At 42.6% G+C, this 17283-nt stretch carries 17 protein-coding genes and 1 other RNA gene; 6 read left to right on the forward strand and 12 right to left on the reverse strand.

Going from position 1 to position 17283, the window contains the following annotated elements; all coding sequences use genetic code 11:
- Positions 1-4 precede the first annotated feature (4 nt).
- The gene (locus tag CSV72_RS04130) at positions 5-382 is read left to right on the forward strand and encodes a nucleotide excision repair endonuclease (RefSeq protein WP_099677262.1); all 378 of its coding nucleotides are present in this window, start codon (positions 5-7) and stop codon (positions 380-382) included.
- Positions 383-416: 34 nt separating this feature from the next.
- On the opposite strand, the gene CSV72_RS04135 is transcribed toward CSV72_RS04130, so the two are convergent.
- A complete protein-coding gene (locus tag CSV72_RS04135) occupies positions 417-767 on the reverse strand; it encodes a YolD-like family protein (RefSeq protein ID WP_099677263.1) in 351 nt (116 codons plus the stop codon).
- A 107-nt stretch (positions 768-874) separates the two neighbouring features.
- Positions 875-2587 (reverse strand): methyl-accepting chemotaxis protein, encoded by a 1713-nt coding sequence (locus CSV72_RS04140; protein ID WP_099677495.1) that lies wholly within the window; start codon positions 2585-2587, stop codon positions 875-877.
- A 232-nt stretch (positions 2588-2819) separates the two neighbouring features.
- On the opposite strand from CSV72_RS04140, the gene CSV72_RS04145 reads away from it, so the two are divergent.
- On the forward strand, positions 2820-3245 hold the full coding sequence (locus CSV72_RS04145) for a MarR family winged helix-turn-helix transcriptional regulator (RefSeq protein ID WP_233190439.1): 426 nt from the start codon (positions 2820-2822) through the stop codon (positions 3243-3245).
- A gap of 591 nt (positions 3246-3836) precedes the next feature.
- Here the strand turns inward: CSV72_RS04145 and CSV72_RS04150 are convergent.
- Complete coding sequence (locus CSV72_RS04150; protein WP_099634441.1) at positions 3837-4589, reverse strand: SDR family NAD(P)-dependent oxidoreductase; 753 nt, start codon at positions 4587-4589, stop codon at positions 3837-3839.
- An 81-nt stretch (positions 4590-4670) separates the two neighbouring features.
- Positions 4671-5669, reverse strand: coding sequence for an EAL domain-containing protein (locus CSV72_RS04155; RefSeq protein WP_099677264.1), 999 nt, complete (start codon positions 5667-5669; stop codon positions 4671-4673).
- Positions 5670-5892: 223 nt separating this feature from the next.
- Between CSV72_RS04155 and CSV72_RS04160 the strand changes: the two genes are divergently transcribed.
- Both CSV72_RS04160 and CSV72_RS04165 read left to right on the forward strand, forming a co-directional pair.
- The gene (locus tag CSV72_RS04160) at positions 5893-6306 is read left to right on the forward strand and encodes a DUF948 domain-containing protein (protein ID WP_233191088.1); all 414 of its coding nucleotides are present in this window, start codon (positions 5893-5895) and stop codon (positions 6304-6306) included.
- Between the two features lie 5 nt (positions 6307-6311).
- The gene (locus tag CSV72_RS04165) at positions 6312-6749 is read left to right on the forward strand and encodes a DUF948 domain-containing protein (RefSeq protein ID WP_099677266.1); all 438 of its coding nucleotides are present in this window, start codon (positions 6312-6314) and stop codon (positions 6747-6749) included.
- 173 nt (positions 6750-6922) lie between these two features.
- On the opposite strand, the gene CSV72_RS04170 is transcribed toward CSV72_RS04165, so the two are convergent.
- The 4 genes from CSV72_RS04170 to yhfH form a co-directional block, all read right to left on the reverse strand.
- Positions 6923-7336: a hypothetical protein gene (locus tag CSV72_RS04170; protein WP_099677267.1), complete on the reverse strand. Its 414-nt coding sequence runs from the start codon at positions 7334-7336 to the stop codon at positions 6923-6925.
- A 485-nt stretch (positions 7337-7821) separates the two neighbouring features.
- On the reverse strand, positions 7822-8316 hold the full coding sequence (locus tag CSV72_RS04175; RefSeq protein ID WP_233191072.1) for a DUF948 domain-containing protein: 495 nt from the start codon (positions 8314-8316) through the stop codon (positions 7822-7824).
- 19 nt (positions 8317-8335) lie between these two features.
- The gene (locus CSV72_RS04180) at positions 8336-8758 is read right to left on the reverse strand and encodes a DUF948 domain-containing protein (RefSeq protein WP_099677269.1); all 423 of its coding nucleotides are present in this window, start codon (positions 8756-8758) and stop codon (positions 8336-8338) included.
- Positions 8759-9072: 314 nt separating this feature from the next.
- Entirely contained in the window at positions 9073-9204 is a 132-nt protein-coding gene (yhfH, locus tag CSV72_RS04185; protein WP_099627541.1) for a protein YhfH, read from the reverse strand.
- Between the two features lie 687 nt (positions 9205-9891).
- On the opposite strand from yhfH, the gene ilvA reads away from it, so the two are divergent.
- Positions 9892-11160 carry a threonine ammonia-lyase IlvA gene (gene ilvA, locus CSV72_RS04195; RefSeq protein ID WP_099677271.1) on the forward strand — a complete coding sequence of 423 codons (1269 nt, stop codon included), beginning with the start codon at positions 9892-9894 and terminating at the stop codon, positions 11158-11160.
- A 918-nt stretch (positions 11161-12078) separates the two neighbouring features.
- On the forward strand, positions 12079-12621 hold the full coding sequence (locus CSV72_RS04200; protein ID WP_158232147.1) for a GDYXXLXY domain-containing protein: 543 nt from the start codon (positions 12079-12081) through the stop codon (positions 12619-12621).
- 48 nt (positions 12622-12669) lie between these two features.
- Here CSV72_RS04200 and CSV72_RS04205 read toward each other — a convergent pair whose 3' ends face one another.
- The 4 genes from CSV72_RS04205 to aspS form a co-directional block, all read right to left on the reverse strand.
- On the reverse strand, positions 12670-14088 hold the full coding sequence (locus tag CSV72_RS04205; RefSeq protein ID WP_099677273.1) for an NAD-dependent succinate-semialdehyde dehydrogenase: 1419 nt from the start codon (positions 14086-14088) through the stop codon (positions 12670-12672).
- Positions 14089-14102: 14 nt separating this feature from the next.
- A complete protein-coding gene (locus tag CSV72_RS04210) occupies positions 14103-14870 on the reverse strand; it encodes a tRNA threonylcarbamoyladenosine dehydratase (RefSeq protein ID WP_099634434.1) in 768 nt (255 codons plus the stop codon).
- Between the two features lie 133 nt (positions 14871-15003).
- Positions 15004-15184: non-coding RNA, 6S RNA (ssrS, locus tag CSV72_RS04215), on the reverse strand.
- Positions 15185-15260: 76 nt separating this feature from the next.
- Positions 15261-17030 carry an aspartate--tRNA ligase gene (aspS, locus tag CSV72_RS04220; protein ID WP_099677274.1) on the reverse strand — a complete coding sequence of 590 codons (1770 nt, stop codon included), beginning with the start codon at positions 17028-17030 and terminating at the stop codon, positions 15261-15263.
- Positions 17031-17283: the final 253 nt, after the last annotated feature.

A 17283-nucleotide genomic window follows, 5' to 3' on the forward strand; every position in this document is an offset into this window, starting at 1 on the left:
TAAAATGATCAATATTACATTACCTAAACCGGACGTAACGATCGTTCGCAGAAAACAAGAAATGGGACCGGATGAAACGCCGATTAAGCCAATCTATGGTTTCATCGATTTTCATGACATTCCACGTGATAAAGGCGGCCTTTTGTTGTTCTTCAACCAAAGCGACGAGTTATTATTCGTAGGAAAAGCACGTAAATTACGTCCACGTCTGAAAAAGCATTTTGAAGACCAAGTGTCTCCATTACGTAATCACCGTGAAGAAGTAGCAAAAATTTCCGCTGTGATCATCGATGATCCAATGGAACGCGAAATCTACGAAACGTACGTAATCAACACAGAGCAAGCAAAGTACAACGTAGAAAAAGCATTTTTCAAAGATTAAGCTGTCTGCCTTCGCAGGCGGCTTTTATTTTTGTCTATAAACCGTCTACTGCTTTGGACAACTGGACATCTACCACATCCGCTACATGAATTCTTTCCGTTCCAAATGGATCGCGCAGTACGATCGTCATCGTCTGCAAGTCGAGCGCTTCGATCTCCCCTTGATGAAAGCGAACCTCTCCATCATGCCAAGTCTTGATTGATGTCTCGCTACGTCTGCGCAAAGCCACTTCAAGGGTCTCCTGCATCGTTTGTAGCTCCCAATCGGTTAACTCAGGTCGGTCTATATATTCGTCCTCCCGTTGCCAATCACGTAGTCTCTCGAGGTGTTCAGGCAGCATAAGCGACGTCCACTTCAATTTCCCTCTATCTCGGTTCCTTTCCATCAGCTATTCCCCATTTCTTAAGCGTATGTATGTTCGTATTATACAGAACATACATTCTAAAATCAATGGTTAAAAAGACCATCGCTTGATAAGCGATGGCCGAGTGTTTACTTAGGTAATTTGAATGAACCGACAAACACTTCCAGTTCACGCGCCATTTGATTGGTCTGCGTAGAACGTTCTGAAATTTCTTCTATGCTGGCTGTCGTTTGCTCAGCAGCTGCCGCAATATTATTCGTCATGTCTTCGATATTTTGTACAGCATGTGTCAAATGCTCGATCAACTGCACTGCCTCTGTTGATTTCGAAGCTTCTGACGTCATCAAGTTCGAGATATTCTTGATTTCCTTGACAGTTTCTCCAACTGCTACGGAAATATTACTCAATGACTGAGACGTAAGCTTCACTGTTTCTGTACCCTTCGTGATATGTTTCGTGTTTTCTGATGTAGAAGTAATGACTTGCTGGATACGATCCGAAATATCCTTCACTAGTTTCTCTACTTCGAGCACTTCCTGATTCGATTGCTCGGCCAAGTTCCGTACTTCTTCCGCCACTACCGCAAAGCCTTTACCGTGTTCACCTGCACGAGCCGCTTCAATGGATGCGTTCAGCGCGAGTAAATTGGTTTGAGCTGCGATTCCTGCGATAGAACCTGTGATATTTTGAATCTTCGTCGTAGATTCAACCAAGTTTTGGATCGTATCTCCAACTTCTTGTGAACCGTTTCGGATTAATTCCATATCGTGGCTAATTTCCTCTGCACGTTTTGCGCCTTCTAGTGCAATCTTCATCGTTTCGTTGGAGTTAACGAGCATCGAATCAGCGCTTTGTTTCGTGTTGTCTAAACCACTTGCTAATCCCGTCAAAATGCCTGTAGCGTGCTCCGCAGTTGATGTGCCATCCGTAACGGCTGTGACGACTTCTTCGATATTATGCGCAACCATTGTAATCGCTTCACGCATTTCAGAAAGTGATGCAGAGGTTTCCCCCGCGTTTTCGGATAAATGCTGTGATGTCGTATTCATCGTCGAGATCATATCTTGTAAATTCACCGTCATACGATTCAGTGTACGAGCTAAGTCGCCCACTTCGTCTTGTGATTTCACTTCTGTCGGTTGAACCGCCAAGTCGCCATCCGCAATTTTCTTCGCCTGCTCAATTAAGCTCGTGATCGGCTTCGTTTTCCGGCGAATCAGGAATCCTGTGCCGATTGAAGCAAGTATCATAGGGATAATACTGATCAAGATTCCGTCGCGTACGACATCCCATGTACGGTGCTTGACGATATTGGCATCGAAATCAATTACGCTGAATGCGATGATTTCCTTGCTCGCATCCTGGTCTGCGTGTATTGGCGCATAACCTGAAAGCCGCTCCATGTCACCATACTCGTAAGGCTGGGAGTATGTAGAATGTCGATGTTCGAGTAGATCGGCAATCGCTTCTTCGTCTAAATGGAACTGATCTCCCGGCTTAAATCCTTTAGCTTTCAGATTATCATCGAGGGCAATGAGTTTTCCATCCAAATCCAAAATATATTGAGTTTCAAATATATTCTTATGTTCGGTTGTCCAATTCAACGTCTTCCCAAGTGCATCTTGTGTATCAGTGTCGCCGGCCAATGCCTTTTCCATATCACCAGGCCGAATCAATCCAGTAGTAATATTGGCACAGCCGTACGCCTCAATTCCTGCAGCGTCGTATAACTTGTCATAAGCAGTCTTATATGTAGCCAGTGATGTAATAGCTAACATCACCACCAAGATTCCAGCTATGATCGTACCTAGCTGAAACGTTAACGAATCTTTAACTTTCATCAAACTTTATGCCCACCCTTCCAATTTGGTTCATCTAGCTCATTCGTTGTCTTTATCATACGCTATCAGTCTATAATTAAAAAGAAGAAAATGAAAAACTCTTTGATTTTAAAATATTGTGTAAGATGTAGGTATTATTATCGTGTCACAACGGTTTCATTTCGTATATAATATTGTATGATGAATAGTATATAAACATAAAGTTTCTTGAAGGAAAGGAAGGCGTTCTTTTTTGAATGAAGAACAGACAATTTTCAATTTGGTACATTTAATGGATCAAGTGACAAATAAAATGCTGATCCGTTTCCAGCAAGAATCCAAGCTATCCCTAGGAATCTCCCATATTCTTGTGTTGCTAGAGTTACATAACAAAGGTGAGCAACGTCCTTCTGACTTGGCTGAAACACTAGGCTTTACGCCCGCTTCATTAACGCATTTGTCGTCAAAGCTCATTAAAAGTGAATTTATCACGTTACGTAATGATGAAGAAGACCGCCGAACAAAGTATTGGAAAATAACACCCCTAGGCCTAGAAATTCTAGGCGAAGCGCAGAAATGTGGAATACAAGTGCGTTCGGAGTTCTTTAGTCACTTATCGGAGGCTGAACGAAATAGTTTAGTCCAAATTTACACTAAGTTAAATAACACGTTTGTTTGAAGAAAGCTGCTCCGTTATAGAGCAGCTTTTTTGTTTTGTGGAGAGTGTTGGTTGGATTGTTGGTGAAGGCGCTCAATAGATTCGCGTGAGCGCTCTATGGCGTGCGGTATCCGCTCTATCAACATTCGCGTGCACTCATACTTCCACCACGAACGCTCTATAGCACGCGCCAGCCGCTCTATCAACCCCCGCACGCGCTCATACGTACACCATGAACGCTCTATAGCACGCGCCAGCCGCTCTATCAACCCCCGTACGCGCTCATACGTACACCATGAACACTCTATCGCACACGCCAGCCTCTCTATCAACCCCCGTACGCGCTCATACATACACCATGAACGCTCTATAGCACGCGCCAGCCGCTCTATCAACATCCGCGTGCACTCATACATCCACCACGAACGCTCTATAGCACGCGCTAGCCGCTCTATCAACATCCGCGTGCGCTCATACGTACACCATGAACGCTCTATAGCACGCGCCAGCCGCTCTATCAACGGCCATATGCGCTCATACCCGCCCCCCTCATACTTACTTACACACAAAAAAAGACTGCCCCATAAAATCAGGACAGCCTTGAATGTTGTATTAACGTAATTTGATAGAACCGCCGTCTACCATCATCGTTTGACCGGTGATGTAAGAAGCGTCTTCGCTCGCTAGGAATACTGCGGTGCGACCGATGTCTTTTTCTGGATCGCCCAGGCGTCCAAGTGGATTTTTAGCAAGAATCGCTTTATACGATTCCGGATTTTCTTTTCCCCAATGCTCAATGCCAGGTGTTTTGGCAATCGGTGAAATCAGGTTACATGTGATGCCGTATTGACCCCACTCATTCGCTGCCACTCTTGTGATCCCGCGAATGGCTTCTTTCGCTGCAGCATATGAACCTTGGTTCACATCGCCATTTAATCCTGCGCCGGATGAGAAATTGATCACGGTGCCTTTTGACTCTTTCAAGTGTGGAAGTGCAGCTTGCATCAAGTAGAGCGTTGGATAGAATCCTGTATTGAACGACAGGTCTATGTCTTCTTGCGTCATCTCTTCAATAGATTTCATACGTGAAGCATGTGCATTATTAACTAAGATATCCAATTTCCCGAGCTTCGTTACGACTTGCTCGACAATGGAAGGTAATTCTGTTCGAACAGTTAAGTCCGCTTGAATAAAAATCGATTGCGGAGAGATTTTCTGCAATTTTTCAATCGCTGCATCGCCTGCTTCTTTGTTTAAGTCAACGATCGCGATAGTCGCACCTTCTTTAGCGAATGCTGTAGCGATACCTAATCCGATGCCGCCAGCCCCACCTGTAATGATTGCAACTTTTTTGTCTAATCTCATATGTACCATCTCCTTATTATTTATATTTTAACATTAAACCAATTTCAGTGTAAACTAATTACCCTCAACAACATGTATGCCTTATATAGAAATTTCAGCTTGTGGATTTGCCGACGGTTTGCCAAACAAATAGCCTTGAAATAGTTGATAACCTTTCTTTTTCAGCCACTCAAAATCTTCTACCGCTTCTATACCCTCTGCTAACGGAATCGAATCCACTTCCAACGCTTTTTTAAGAAAATCTGCTGCTATAAGCTGCTTTTCAGGATCCGTCGCGACACCTTGTACATACTTAATATCGAGCTTCATGTAGTTCGGACGAAGGAAAGAGAGTACTTCAACTGTGTTGTAGCCTTCCCCAACATCATCGAGCGCATACTCGAATCCTCTTGAATGATAGTACTCCAAAATCGTTTTTAAATGGTCCATGTCCTCCACTTTTTCCGACTCCACTACTTCAAAAATTAAACGATATGGGTCAATTTCTAATTCATTTGCTAAATTAATTGTCGATCTCAAGCAAAACTCTGGTGAATAGATAGAGGTTGGAATGAAATTAATGAACGCCTTTTGCGTAATATGTTTTGCAAAGCGAACTGCTGTCAAACGACACACTCTGTCTAGAGCATATAATCTACCGCGCTCTTTTGCTGCGGAGAAAACTTCATTCGGATAAATCACTCTCCCGTCTTTATGATAGAACCGCGCGAGCAATTCATAGGCATAAATCTCAAGGTCGGGTGTAACAATAGGCTGATAATGACTTATCAATTGTTCGTCTTGAATGACCTCGTCAATCCATTGCATTTCGACTACATGCATGACTTCCGAGAATGGTCGCCAATCGATTTGGTCTAGACGAAATTGAATAGTATCCATTTCTACTGCATGATCGACGCAAAAGTCGTATAATTCTTTTATCCCTTGTTCTTTCACATGAAAGGTTTGATCTACCTGGTTCACTAGCATGTTGGCTCGTTTCAAATGATCTTCTATTGATTCGAACAGTGCTGTTTGCTTACAATTTTCAAATGAGACTTCATAATCAATATCGCGGACAATGCAACCTTTGCAAGGCATTTATTTCACCCCTTCAGTATCTGATTTGAGAATCATATCATATTTCAGGTACTTTTCTCACATATGGGTGTGGAACTATAGTTTTTCTAGTTAAATAGCGTGCCAGTGTTTAGATTACTTTCATTTGTGGAATGACAAGGATATAGAACGTTTACCCGTTATGACGGAAGTTAGACGTTCAAGTTAGAAACGCACTTATTATGTGGAGGTGACTAGATTGAAGGTGCTCTTGTATATTAGTGCCATAGTCGCCGTTGCGGCTTTAGTAGTTATCGCAATTGCTATTATTAAGACAGCCAAAGCGGTCAAAGAAGCAATGACAGATGTAAAAGAAACGATGAAACGTGTGGAACTGAAAGTGGGCGGCATCACGGATAAAGCTGATCAGCTCATGACTCAGACGAACCAGATTGCCGAAGATGCGAATGCAAAACTGCAATCGGTTGACGGATTGGCGGCTTCAGCGAAAGAACTTCGCGAATCCACCCAGTACGTGCAGAACTCTATCGCTAAAATGGCGGATCAAGTATCAGCGCCTCCTGGCAAGTATGCCAAGCTGATGGAGCAAACGACTGCATTGTCCGAAGTAGCATCAAAAATGTACTACAAGATGAAGCAGAATAACGGAGAGAGGTGAACTTGATGGATTGGGTACTAGGAATAGGCGTATTGCTCATCGGCATCGCGCTAATTATTGTCGCAATCGTGTTAATTAAACCACTTGGAAAATTGACCGAAGTATTGGAAAGTGTCAAGAAGACGACCGATACCCTGCCGTCAACGGTAGCAGAAGTTACGGGTCAAACACAGCAAATTCTTCATACAACGAATGATACGATTAGTAATGTAAACAAACAGATTTATGAAGTGACACCGGTCTTCCAGATTGTTGGAGATGTTGGCGAGGCTTCACGTGAAGTGACGACTGCCGCACTCGATACGACGATTCGCTTTAAGGATCGTGTTGGGAATGCGAGTGAGTTTGTTCGCGAGAAAGAATATAAAGGGTTGTATGGAGTCGCTACACTGGCATTTTATTTGATGCAGCAGCGTAAAGAACTTAAGAAGATGCGACCGTAAGTGGAAGAGCTGTTCAGAGAGTCTTGTAAAGACTTTATGAACAGCTCTTTTTATGTTTCAAGAGTAGAAGCAAACGTTTTCCTACACGGGAGTCGCCATCCGAAATATAGATCAGCTACATTACTGCATAGAAACCGTGTACTGCAATCGCCATCGTTAGTTCAATTTAGTAGTTATTTTTTATTTAGTTTTATACTATCTTGCTTATCTTTGAATTTTATAGTGATTCTATATTCATCTTCCTCAAATGTCTCATTATTAACGGTCCCCACTAAAAAGGAAATTTTGTTACCTTCAAATTTCGTCTTCATATCTTCAACAACCCCCGTAATCAAGCCATCGTCACCTTCGAGTTCTATATTAATATTATTTATATCCTCCCGAGATAATTCTAAATCTTTTAATTCTATTTCAACCCAGTTCACCTTTTCCGCCTCATATAATACTGGATCGTATATGTAGCTTGCATTCCAATACTTCCCCTCTCCATAAAAAACCACTTCATCTGAAACTACTTTTTGAGTGGTGGATGAACAAGCTGTTAAAACTACTACAAGAAAAATACTCAACATCACTTCCAACTTCATAATTAAACCCCTTTTCAGAAAAAATATTTTATATTAACATTATTCCCCATAAAACTAAATGGCTCATTTGGTATAATGCACTTTCTCTAGAATCCAAAATTAATTGTCTAAAAAGAAATAAACAACACCCAATTTGTCCAAAACTTATCAAAATACTGTAATACTACAAAGCTATTCTTTGCGTTTTTAAAAGCACCAAGAATGACATTGAATAGCAGACTTAAGAGAAATCGTTTCACGCTGACTACAGATTCTTTTACTAACTCCATATTATTCCTTCAACTATTAATGATTAATACTTAATATAATAACATTTTTTCTGTTGTTTAATTATAAATTTTCCATTTAACACCATATACCTTTATCTATCAGACATAGCTCTACTTTTCTTACTCATAAACTTAACTTTTACCACAACTCGACAAAACCTAAAAAAGACTGAAGCTCAAGCCCCACTGGGATTGATCTTCAGTCTTTGTCAGCACTTAAAATGACGCGTTTTCCGGTGCTGGTAACTTTTTTTGTGGAACACCTTGTTCTGCACGATCCTTAGCAGCATTCACAGATTGCTTGCGCTTCTTAAAGATGTAATAGCCTAACATGGCTGAACCGTAGATGTTACCTAGTTTCTTGTTTTGCTCTGATGTGTCTGTGTGGTCTCCTTTTTGTTGAACAGAAGATGAGACATCCACTAACGAAGAAGTAAGTTGGTGTGTAGATTCTCCAAGGTCACCGATTACTTGGAACAATGGAGTCAGGTTTTCAATTTTTGTATTGATATCTGCTAATGAATCATTACTGTTTTTAATTAAATTTCCTGTTTCGTCCAAAATACCATCAAGTTGTTTCGGAAGCGCCCCTACAGTCTTATCGACGTCGTGTAGAATATTTCCGACTTGTTGTAATACCTTAGCGAAATAGATAGCCAAAATGACGAAGGCGATACCGATGAGTATGACGCCAATTCCAACGAGATCCATTCTCAACCCTCATTTCCTTTTACGTATTTTTTAAGCTCTTCTTGCCACGTTGCCATGAATCGTAAACTTGGACACCAAACTCTCCATATTGGATGGCTTGAACGAATTTTTCCGTTCCTGGAAGAGAACCATCCTCTTCAAATTGTCTTGTCCGCTTGTTTACTTCTTCACTCAAGTACTGGCTTGAACGTCCGATATTTTCAATAGTAGAAAACATAGGCGTCGTTGCAGCGAGTTTCACTTGAACATCTGTCGCCAGTTGTTCAGTCTCATTTAAAGTTCCATATAATTGCTCAATGCTCTTATCGAGCTCTGCCTCTACCCCTTTTACTGTTCCCATAACTGTCAGCAATAAGTTCGAAGACTTCGTTAGTAACAATGAAAGGTAGATGGCCACTATCAATACTGAGATTGCTATTAATAATAAACCAATGTACGCCATACACACATCCTCCTCTCCAACAAACTAAATACACCTTATCATTCTATACCACTCTTAGTTTTTCTAAAACATTAATCATTCAAAGTTCTGTGATATGAGTTAATGAACTCGATTTTCGTGTAACGAGAACACCGGAAATCTACAGCGAACACGGGATCAATTCTTCTTTTGTTCAACTTATATAGAGTAAGTTTAAACCCTTATATGTAGATGTTTGATACAATTTAACGGAATTCATTATCTGTAGTGTATACTCTCTCTTCTTCAACGCAAAAAAATCCTACGCTCCGTATGGGGGAGCATAGGATTTTTTATTATTCTTCATGTCGTCCGACACAACGCTCGCATTCGTACATTACAGACTCTTGCTTTTCCTTGAACTGGTTCCCACATTCCGTACAAACCTTTTCCACCATTTGTCTTTTCTGCTCTGTGTTCTTTTTCATCGTTTATTCCCCCATTCGTTTTTGTGATTCACTGTACTGATACAGTAACTTTTCTTAAGACTAATATATAACAGCGTAGTCAGATTTGTCACTCTTTTCAGACGAAATCTGTTATTTTGCGATAGAATCCAAAAGAGCGCGACGAATGAAGGTATTATAAAAAATGAAAATAAAAATGGCATGTCGATATCGTGACATACCATTTCTTGCCTCTTTACATCATCAATCCATATACTATTACAGCTGCGATGATGACAAGAGTTACGACAAACACCGTCCATTGCATATTATCCGGCTTTTCTGGTCTACTGTCCCATTTCTGCATGAATAAACGCTTCCTTTCTGGTGGTTAGTCCCTCACTCATTAGTTTTCCCTTCTGTTTACGAATTAAACACCACATATTTGTGTATAAACAGAACAAAAATCTACATGTTTTATTTAAATTAATATTTTTCCAATGCTATTGCAAGATAGCGAAATGCTCCATTACTACATAAATGTTTGATCCACCCTATTTATTGAAATCCCTTGTCAATCCAGTAACCGCTTACATTCACAGAAAGTTCCCAATAAAGTCACTATTTTTAAAATAAACACACAATTTAGAACTTTCGTGTGTTCATTCAGTTTTTTTCATGTTATTATGAGTAAACGTTGACTCAATAACGGAGGTTAGATGATAAGTTATGAAGGTGAAAAAAATGGAAACTCCAAGTGTTCAAGTAGAAGATATCTTAATTGCTAATCAGCTGCTGAAAGACATCGTAGCGCATACGCCTTTACAGAAAAATGATCGTCTATCGGAAAAGTATGACTGCCATGTGTATATTAAGCGGGAAGATTTGCAACATGTCCGTTCCTTTAAATTGCGCGGTGCTTATTATAAGATGAAACGCATCGAAACAGAAGCACGTAAAAAAGGAATTGTCTGTGCGAGTGCAGGAAACCATGCACAAGGCGTAGCGTTCGCATGTGCAAACCTGGACATTGATGGCAAGATCTTCATGCCTCAAACAACTCCTAGACAAAAAGTAAATATGGTGAAAATGTTCGGACGCGATCGTATTGAAATTATTTTAGTCGGAGATACGTTCGATGATTGTTTTGAAAGCGCGGTCGAATTGATGGAAAAAGAAAAGCGTATTTTCATCCATCCATTCAATGACAAGGATATTATCGCCGGACAAGGGACGGTAGCTGTTGAGATCATGAACGATATCGAAGAGCCGATTGATTACGTATTTGCAAGTATCGGTGGTGGCGGATTGATGTCGGGAATCAGCACGTACATTAAAAACCTGTCTCTGCATACGAAAATGATCGGTGCAGAGCCAGCAGGTGCAGCGAGCATGAAGGCTTCTATCGACGCACAAAAGGTCGTTCCCCTGGCAACGATTGATAAATTCGTCGATGGCGCGGCTGTCAAATGCGTAGGCAATCTGAATTACGACATTTGCAATAACTATCTCGAAAACATCGTCAGCGTCCCTGAAGGTAAAGTATGTACGGCAATTCTCGATCTATACAATGAACACGCGATCATCGCCGAGCCAGCAGGTGCCCTCCCGATCGCAGCCCTGGATTTCTATAAAAATGAAATCAAAGGCAAGTGCGTCGTCTGTGTGATCAGCGGTGGAAACAACGATATCGGTAGAATGCAGGAAATCAAAGAGAAATCGATGATTTACGAAGGCTTGCTGTATTATTTCCTCGTAGACTTCCCACAACGTGCAGGTGCACTACGCCAGTTTCTTGACGGCGTGCTTGGACCGGATGACGATATTACGATGTTTGAGTATACGAAGAAGAATAACAAAGAGAGCGGTCCAGGTCTAGTCGGAATTGAGATTAAGCACAAGGAAGACTATAATGGCCTGATTGCACGCATGGAGAAGAATGGATTCCCTTATAAAGAAGTGAACAAGGACAGTACGTTGTTCGGGTTATTGATTTAATAAAAGCACTGCCGTAAGAGTCATCGCGACTTCTTGCGGCAGTTTTTTTGTGGTTACATACATAGTAATGTAGTAATTAGACACCGCTGATCTGCGCTGCTGAGTGGTATTTTGTTTGTGGTTCTAAGAATGATAAATTGCGTACCTTACCCAACCTAGAACGCGGTTGATGGAAAGACTAGGCGGCTGCAGGCTTTTGTCACTTTTTCTTGGGGTCGTTGCTCGACTGGTTGTTGGGGACTGAAGTTAGTGAGTGTTCACTTTCCGGACTCGCGCAGGCACGTGGGGGATTGCCTACAGCCTAGAGCCAGCTGGCGGTGGTGCTTGCCAGTTGTCTCCTGGCCACGGCCTACCCCGCAGTTGTGCCTGCGCTACTAAGTGGTAGTTATTCTGGTTGTAGTTCTAATAGGAAGAAGATCAGTGACATCGTGATATCTATTTTGTATCTCTAGCGAAAGAAGTCTACGAACTGCCCTACACACTATACAACGAAGGCGACTGCTGTGGTAGGCGTAGCGAGGAGACAAAGACAGGCGAACTTCCTGTCTATGGCTCCTCGCGAAAGCCATCCACTAGCGCCGGAGTGGAGACAATGAACTCTCCACTTACACCGCCAGCTAAACAACCAACTCCTGATTGAACAGGAAAAAGAAAAGCACGTGCAAGAACAACAACCCACCGCCGCTTCTTACGCTCTCTTAACAGAAACGTAATCCAACAGAACTTCCAGGAGTAAAAACAACTACCCAAACTGCCCTACACCCAATCCAACGTGAATTTATTCAAAACAACTGTGAAAGGTTTCCGAAATAAATAAACTGGGTAATTAATTACTAAAATACACATAAACGGCACATGCTATCTGTACATAAGAAGTACACTTTTTATGAAAAATGCAGAAAAGGCGGTGACTTTGAAGTGGGCCCCAAGCATAGTAAATTCAGTATATCTATACTCTTCATAATTCCCTTACTCATCTTAGCCAGTCTCACGGTTCCTTACTTCACAACGATCCAAAACGGCACGGATATCTATCTCCAATCAGAAACGATTACCGAGCAAGACGCAAACGAAAATTATGTCATGCTTCGCTACGACGTCGAAAAAGTACCAAAGGAACGCATGACTCCTAGTTTAGTGACAGCATTAAAAAAACCGGATGAAATCGGCCAGACGCGAGTATTTGGCGTATTAGAACAAAAAGATGGTGTCACTGAATTGGTTTCATTGACTGACAAAAAACCGGCTGGAGGTGTCTATTTAATGGGTTGGTTGGCGCAGACGACCGATCGAGAGTATCGTCAAAACGATCATTACATCGTAAACTTCGGATTAGATCGTGTCTATGTCCCGGAATTCGGGCATCGGGTCGCGGCTGACAGTGTACAAAATAGCACGATGACAGCGCATTTTAAAGTACTTGACGGCAATAGCATTTTACGCGAATTTCAAACCAACTAAAAAAGCAACAAGGCAGAGTACGGCTCTGTCTTGTTGCTTCCTTTTTTATTATAAACCTAAAGAAATATATTTCACTTCTAGATATTCATCCATACCTTGATGTCCACCTTCACGTCCAAGGCCACTTTGTTTAAAGCCGCCAAACGGAGCTTGTGGTGCAGATGGCAAGCCGTCATTCAGACCCACGATACCATAATCTAACGCTTCACAAATCTGAATACCTCGTGTGATGTTCTCCGTGAAGACGTATGATGCTAGTCCAAATACAGTGTCATTCGCACGCTTGATCACTTCTTCTTGTGTCTCAAACGTCGCAATCGGCAATACCGGGCCGAATGTTTCTTCTTCCATACAAAGCATATCGTCCGTTACACCTTTTAAGACAGTTGGTTGATAGAATAACCCTTCGATATGTTCACCGCCCGTAACGACTGTTGCCCCTTTAGATTTTGCATCTTGCACATGCTCATCCACTTTATCGATTGCATCCTGGTCAATTAACGGACCAATTACGACGCCTTCTTCTTTGCCGTCGCCGACTTTCAATCTCTTCGTTTTCTCTGCAATGCGCGTTGTGAATTCCTCCGCGATTGATGAATGAACATAAATACGGTTAGCACAGACACACGTTTGTCCGGCATTGCGGAATTTCGCCGCGATGACGCCATCTACTGCTTTATCAAGATCCGCGTCAGCCATAATAATCGCGGGTGCCTGTCCACCGAGTTCCAATGAAATCTTCTTCATCGTATCGGCTGCACCTTTCATCAATGTCTTACCGATTTCAGTAGATCCTGTAAACGTCAGCTTGCGCACACGACCGTCTTCTTGCCATGCTTCTGCAATTTCACTCGCACTGCCAGTTACGATGTTAAGCACACCGTCCGGAATACCCGCTTCTTGTGCTAGCTCTATTAAACGAATTGCAGTTAGCGGAGTCTGAGAAGCCGGCTTCATGACGACCGTACAGCCTGCTGCAAGAGCCGGGGCGACTTTACGAGCAATCATAGCCGCTGGGAAATTCCATGGCGTAATCGATGCGATGACGCCGACTGGTTGCTTTTGCACGAACATCCGCTTATTGGATTGCGTAGCCGGAATGGTTTCACCATAAATCCGCTTGCCTTCTTCTGCAAACCAGCTGATGTATCCATTCGAATAACGCATTTCACCAAGTGCTTCCGCTAACGGCTTTCCTTGCTCAGTCGTCATTGTGTCGGCTACGCTTTCTTCATTTTTCTCAATCAACGCATGCCATTTCATTAAATACGCACTGCGCTCATACGCTGACAATGCTGCCCAGCCTGAAAATGCTGCAGAAGCCGCGTCTACTGCTTGCGTTGCTTCCGCTTTGCCGCCTTTAGGCACAGCACCGATTGTCTCACCCGTTGAAGGATTCACTACTTCGATTTGCGGTAGATCCGCGCCAAGTCGTTTTCCGTTAATGATCATTTCAGTTGATTTCATGGTTGACCTCTCCTTTATTTAGCATCATTGACACGTTCCACTGGAATATCTGCCACTATATCATTTAATACCCAACTGGCAAGAATTAAACCCGCGACTGATGGACAAAATGCATTGGAAGCTGGAGGCATTTGTGCTTTTCGTATCGATGCATCGGCATTCCCCACCGTTTCAAGGACGTCTTCCCGTACGACAATTGGGCTTTCATCGGAAAATACGACAGGCACACCTTTAGGAATTCCAAGCTTACGCAAACGAAGACGCATCACTTTTGCTAATGGATCCGTATGCGTTTTCGAAATATCCGCAATTTGGAAACGAGTCGGATCTGTTTTATTAGCAGCTCCCATACTCGAGATTACTTTAATTCCACGCTCGAGACATTGCTGGATCAAATGAATTTTATAGCTAATCGTATCCGATGCATCAATGACATAATCGGGCTTGTACGAGAAGAATTCTTCGGACGTTTCCTCCGTGTAGAACATATGTAGATCAATCACTTCACACTCTGCGTTAATATCCGCAATTCTTTCTTTCATGACAGCTGATTTCGAACGCCCTACCGTCGACAAATAAGCAACTAGTTGGCGGTTGATATTGGTAATATCGATCGTGTCTTTATCGACTAAGATAATACGCCCAACCCCAGTGCGCGCGCATGCTTCAGCTGCGAATGAACCAACTCCACCGACACCTAAAATCGCCACCGTCTTACCTTTCATTCTCTCTACGCCTTCTGTACCAATAGATAACTCATTTCTCGAAAATTGATGTAACATCTATACCGCATCCTTTATGATAAATTGTATTCACTCTATCCTAAAACAGTCACCTGCACTCGCGCAACTAACTGAATTTTGGACAATAAAAAACCTTCTCGCTTAAGCAAGAAGGTGAATAGTTGTTAGAAAGTGAAATCCCGACTGTGCCGTCTTTGAATATCGCTTTGAACCCGCTAAAAGCAGGTGGGTGTCCTGTATAACTCTTTTGGCGTCCCGATTAAAGGCATGTCATCCAAGCTATAACGTTGAACTCCCGACGATAAGATGTTGGGTCAAAACTAATTTACAAATGACGAACACTTCAGGATTTCTACTAACTTCATCTTATCATACGCTTTTTAAAAATTCAATCGATTTGTATAAACTCTTTTGAAAATAGTTGTTTACTTACTTTTTTACCGGTTCAGCGACTACTTTAATCCCGAGTTCTTTCAACTGTGCATCATCAACAGAACTTGGTGCTTCTGTCAATAAGTCACTCGCACTAGCTGTTTTAGGGAATGCGATTGTGTCACGCAAGTTTGTAGATCCAGCAAGCAACATCACGATACGGTCTAAACCGAACGCAATACCGCCGTGTGGAGGCGTTCCGTATTCAAACGCATCCAACAAGAATCCAAATTGCTCGCGCGCTTGCTCATCCGTGAAGCCAAGCGCTTTGAACATGGCTTCTTGTACGTCACGTTGATAAATACGCAATGATCCGCCACCTAGCTCATAACCGTTCAACACTAAGTCATACGCCTGTGCTTTTACAGTTTCCGGGCTAGTTTTCAATTCTTCCACGTCAGCAGGCATCGTGAATGGGTGATGCGCTGCGTAGTAACGAGCATCTTCCTCATCGTACTCAAATAACGGCCAATCCGTAACCCACAGGAAGTTATACTTCGACTGATCGATCAAGTCCAATTCTTTTCCTAACTTCAGACGCAATGCGCCAAGTGAATCGGCTACAACTGACTTCTTGTCAGCTCCGAACAAGAATAAATCTCCAGGTTCTCCGCCGCCAGCTGCTTTAAGTGCTTCGCCAATTTCTCCGTCGAAGAATTTCGCAATCGGGCCATTAAAGCCGTCTTCCGTCACTTTCAACCATGCCATACCTTTTGCGCCATACACTTTGGCAAATTCGCCAAGTGCATCGATATCTTTACGTGAATATTTTTCCGCCGCACCTTTAACGTTGATCAACTTCACCTGTCCACCCGCTTCAACTGCGCCAGCGAATACTTTGAATGAAGAATCTTTAACGATCTCAGATACGTCCGTCAATTCCATTCCGAATCGAGTGTCCGGCTTGTCTGAACCAAAACGACTCATTGCTTCATCATATGGAAGACGTTTAAATGGTGTTTCCACATCTACTTGCTTAACATCTTTCATTACTTTTTTGATCAAGCGTTCGTTAAGCTCCAAAATTTCTTCGATTGACATAAAGCTCATTTCCATATCGATTTGCGTGAATTCCGGTTGACGGTCTGCACGTAAATCTTCATCGCGGAAACAACGAGCGATTTGGTAGTAACGGTCGAAGCCGGATACCATCAATAACTGCTTGAACAACTGTGGTGACTGTGGCAATGCGTAGAATTCACCTTCGTGAACACGGCTTGGCACTAAATAGTCACGTGCGCCTTCTGGAGTAGATTTCGTTAGGATTGGTGTTTCCACTTCCAAGAATCCTTCATCATCCAAGAAGTTACGAACCGTTTTCGTAATATCTGAACGCATTTTGAACACTTTTGCAAGTTCAGGACGACGAAGATCGAGGTAACGATACTTCAGGCGCGTCTCTTCGCCTACATCCGTTTCGTCTTCGATTGTAAATGGTGGGTTCTTCGCTTCGTTGATGACTTTCACTTCTACAACTTGGACTTCGATTGCGCCCGTTGCGATGTTTTTGTTCTTTGTGCGTTCTTCACGTTCTATAACGAGACCTGTAACTTCGATGACGTATTCGTTACGCAAAGTTTCAGCGATTTCGAGTGCTTCTTTTGAGAGGTCTGGGTTGAAGACTGTCTGGACGATGCCTGCGCGGTCGCGGACGTCGATGAAAATCAGTCCACCAAGATCACGGCGCTTCTGCACCCAACCTTTAAGCGTGACTTCTTCTCCGATTTGTAGTTCTGATAAGTTCCCACAATAATGTGTGCGTTGCATAGTGTCTACACTACCCTTCTGATGTTTGAGTTTGTATTTTTTTAAGATGAAAGACTAAGTAGAAAGTAAAATTAGTGTTGTGGTTGGGGATTTCCGTTCCGAGCGGACGCTTTCCTGCGGGCATGGCTTGAGCCTCCTCGTCCGCTTCGCTACCTGCGGGGTCTCAAGGCTCATGCTATTCCCGCGGGAGTCGCCGCTCTGCACTCCAATCCCTACTTAGAACTTTGAAATAAGTTGTGACTGTACTTGAATT

The organism is Sporosarcina sp. P20a, from assembly GCF_002743175.1.
Taxonomy (GTDB): domain Bacteria; phylum Bacillota; class Bacilli; order Bacillales_A; family Planococcaceae; genus Sporosarcina.